The sequence below is a fragment of the Peribacillus sp. NPDC096540 genome, assembly GCF_050278525.1.
Taxonomy (GTDB): domain Bacteria; phylum Bacillota; class Bacilli; order Bacillales; family DSM-1321; genus Peribacillus.
The window spans coordinates 1-4128 of sequence record NZ_JBNNTG010000089.1 but is presented as its reverse complement, the minus strand read 5'-3'; the positions used below and the strand labels follow the sequence as shown (position 1 = coordinate 4128).

Sequence of the window (4128 nt, the reverse complement as noted above, 5' to 3'; positions counted from 1 at the left end):
AACGCAATTACTGCCGCATTTGATACACCAGGCTGATTCCTTAAAACACTCTCTATCTCGTACAACTCTATCCGATATCCTCGGATTTTAACCTGCTCATCTATTCTTCCCAGGTATTCCATATCCCCGTTAGGCAGCCATCTCGCCAAATCTCCGGAGCGGTATAACTTCCCCTCTCCATATGGATTGTCGATAAACTTCTCCGCTGTTAATTCAGGCTGGTTTAGATACCCTTTGGCTACTCCGTCTCCCGCGATGCATAGCTCACCAGGAATGCCTACACCACATAACTCCATCTCATTCAGTATATATATCTGTATATTGGCAATTGGATGTCCGATTCCTACACTTAAACCCTTATCTTTTTCTTTGGAATAGACATAGTCACAGCATCCTACTGTAGTCTCTGTAGGACCATATTCGTTATGAATCTTTACGCTGTCTCCTAATAGATTCTGTGTTTTCCATGCAGTATCTATTGTTAACTCTTCTCCACCGACAATCAGCGTTTCTAAATTCGGTACATTTACTCCGTCTGCATAGGTTTCCAGCATTTTCAAATGAGAAGGGGTAAGCTTAAGGAAGGTTACCCTGTTATCTTTTAATGCTGCACTTAACCTTTCCTCCGTGTCTCCTCCCTTTAATAGAAGAGATCCACCACTAATAAGCGGTAAATACAAGGAAGTTACTGAGAGGTCGAAACTTAAGCTTGTAATTAATACCGTAGTACAAGCTTCTTTCTGGTACTCTTTATCTGCATATAACAAGTAATGATCCAAATTACCTCGTGTAACCGCCACGCCTTTGGGCTTTCCTGTAGTTCCTGATGTGTAAATCACATAGGCTATGTCGTCTTTTTCAACGGCACACTCTGGATTTTTCTCCTTCTCACCCAGATCTTCAAGATTCATAGAGATGAATGGGATTTCTGTTTCCAAACTCTTCTCTCTTGTTAATATGACTTTTGGTGCTGCATCGTCAAGTATATGCTCTAGTCGTTCTTTCGGAGACGCTGGATCAATGGGGACATAGGAAGCTCCACTCTTTAGCACTCCTAAAATTCCAATAATAGTTTCCACTTCCAGTGAAGTCATGATGGCAACTCTATCATTTGGCTTGACACCTAACGAAATTAGTTCCCATGCCAATGCATTTGCCTTTCGGTTTACTTCTCCATAACGAAGTACTCCCGTTTCGTATTCGATTACCGTCTTCTCGGGTGTCTGTTCCGTATGTTTCTCGAACAGTTCTACTACCGTATGATTCTGTGCATACTCCGTATGTGTATCGTTGAAAACAGTTAATATTCTTTCATGTTCCACCACACTTATCATTTCCAGCTCTGTCAGTTTCACTTCCGGGTTGGCTGCCATCATTATAAGCAAAGTCGACATCCGATCAAGAAGGCATCTTACTTCGTCTAATGTATATTTCCCCGAATTATACATTACAGCAAGATGTATAGTTCCCTGTATGAACGCAGTCATGGATATATCATAATTGACCTCCTCCCTTTCACTCTCCAGTTCTATATTAAACCCAGTTATTCCGTCATATGCCGATTCGTCAACATAATAATTCTCGAACACAAACAGCGTTTGTATAAAATTGTTTCCAATCCCACTACTGCTCTGTATCTCTGTCAGTGAACTGTACTCGTATTTCATGCCCTCGATTGCCTGTGCCTGCATCCCCTTGAGTAGTTCGCACACTGATTGCCCATCCTTACTCGTTATACGCGAAGGAATCGTATTAATGAACAATCCTACCGCCTGATCAATCCCCGGTAGATTGGCGTTCCGTCCCGAGATAACCTTACCAAAAACAACGTCTCTGCTTCCATTATATTTCTGTAACAACAGTCCCCATGCCGCCTCAACCACAGTACTTACCGTTACGTTCAGTTGACTAGCCATTTTCTCTATCGCCTTAGTTGTTTCTTCCGACATCGTCAATTCCTCAAGTCGAGATTCTGCTTCCTGATTATCCTCGATTCCCAATGGCGGGACTGTTATCACGGAGTTGTAATCTTCCAGCAACCTGTTCCAATACATAAGAGCTTCTTTTTTGTTTTGTTTCTCAAACCATCTGATATACTCGCTGTATGGTGAAATTTGTTGTTTTTCTACTTCCAATAGCTTTTCCATCTGTGCCCTGCTGGCACCACCGTTTATCAGCTCGTAATACTTGATAAAGTCCCGAAACAGCAGTGACGTACACCATCCATCCATAATGATGTGATGTTTTGTCCACAAAAACGTAGATTGGTTTTCCCCCATACGCAAAACTGTAAGCCGCAGCAAGCTATCTTCTGTTAAATCAAATCCGCGTGCAATATCCGCTTTCTTTAACACTTCTTTTTCTTCCAGACTATATACATTGATTTCACAGAGCTCTATGGGCCGATCCCGTATGACTACCTGCAAAGGTCTTTCAGCCCTATCTGTCAATATTTTCGTCCGCAGCACCTCATATTTTCCTGCTAGAATATCAAGACTAAACCGTATATTCTCCATATTGAGATTTTTGTCGATATTAAATACTGTCTGCAGCACATAGCTTGTGGCACTTTTATCAACCAATTTATGGAATAGAATCCCTTCCTGTAGTGGCGTCATTCCGTATATTTTTTCAATTTCACCAGTCACCGCAAGTTCTTCCAATTCCCTATATGACATATCGGGTATTCCATAATCCGATGGCGTTTTTACCACACCTTGTTTTGATAAACTCGTCTCAACAACATCCTTAATCGCTCTTTCATAAGCCAACACAAATACCTGAACGTCTTCTTCTGCATACAATCCCATATCATATGTCAAATCAAATCTTAATCGTCCATTCAAAATAGCCCCATTCAGAGACAGTCCTGTTTCTTCTAAATTCTTTTCAGATATATTTCGTCCTAATGGCATTTCCGACATTGATATACCTTCATAGCTATCCAGTTCGTTATCCAGTGCTCCGAGATAATTGAACATTATTTTTGCACTCATACCAAGTCTTTTCCTTTTACCCAGATATTTCAGTACCCCATATCCAAGTCCATGGTTTGGAACCTGCCGCAAGGCTTCCTTTGTCTCAATGATTGTTTCTTCTACTGTTGCCCCTGTCTTCAAGACCACATAATATACACTCGTAAACCATCCAACCGTGCGGTCAATGGCTATCTCTGTATCTATTGCCTCTCTACCGTGGCCTTCCATTTCTATGGTTATGTGTTTTGTGTTTTTCCATCGATTTACCGCAACTGTCAGTGACGCCAATAGTAAGTCATTTATTTCTGTTCCGTATGTCTTCCCTGCTTCAAACAGCAACTTCTGCGTCGTTTCAGAATTAATTTCCACTATTTTGGTTTTGTATTTGCCACTCGCTTTTCCAATGCTCAATGCCTCGGTGTTCTCCGATTTTTTTGCTGTCTGTTCCCAATATTCTACCTCATCCAAGAGTGTTTCACTCTCAGCATATTGCGTCAAAGCCTCCGCCCATTCCTTGAACGAAGAAGTTTTCTTTGGCAATGTGATTTTCCCCGTTTCCCGTATCTGTCGATATCCGGTGAACAAATCTGCCAGTATAATCCTCCATGACACTCCATCTATTACCAGATGGTGTACACAGATCAGTAAATGATCACCACTGTCTGTATGGAACAACCCTATTTTCACCAGAGGGCCTTCCGCAAGATCTATGCTTGCCTGTATTTTGTCACTCGCACACCTTATCTCTTTCGCTGCATCTTCTGTGTTGGTATAATCATTCTCGTACCAGTCGTACAACTTGCTTTTTTCTATTGGTAGCGTGATTTGACGCTGTCCGTCATATACATTCCTCAGCGCATCATGATGTTTAACTACCTCAGCAATTGCTTCTTTCAAGTAAGGTATATAAAACCTTTCCTTGCTTTTTAACATTAACGCTTGATTGAAATGACCTGAAACCGCATGATTCTTGCTGAAAAATTCACGTTGTATTGGAATTAACGGACTTTCCCCATTAACTTCTCCTTGTTCATATACTTGACTTACTTCGCCCACCTTAATATTTTCGCAGATCAGCCTTGCTGTCTGTTGATTCATTAAATCCGCAACAGAAAGTTCATAGCCTTGTTGCCGCAACTTTGAAACCACC

The 4128-nt window shown here is 41.4% G+C and carries 1 protein-coding gene; it reads right to left on the bottom strand.

The window, feature by feature from the left end; genetic code table 11:
• On the bottom strand, positions 1-4128 hold a 4128-nt coding region (locus tag ACQKMR_RS28145; protein WP_427700212.1), incomplete at both ends, for an amino acid adenylation domain-containing protein.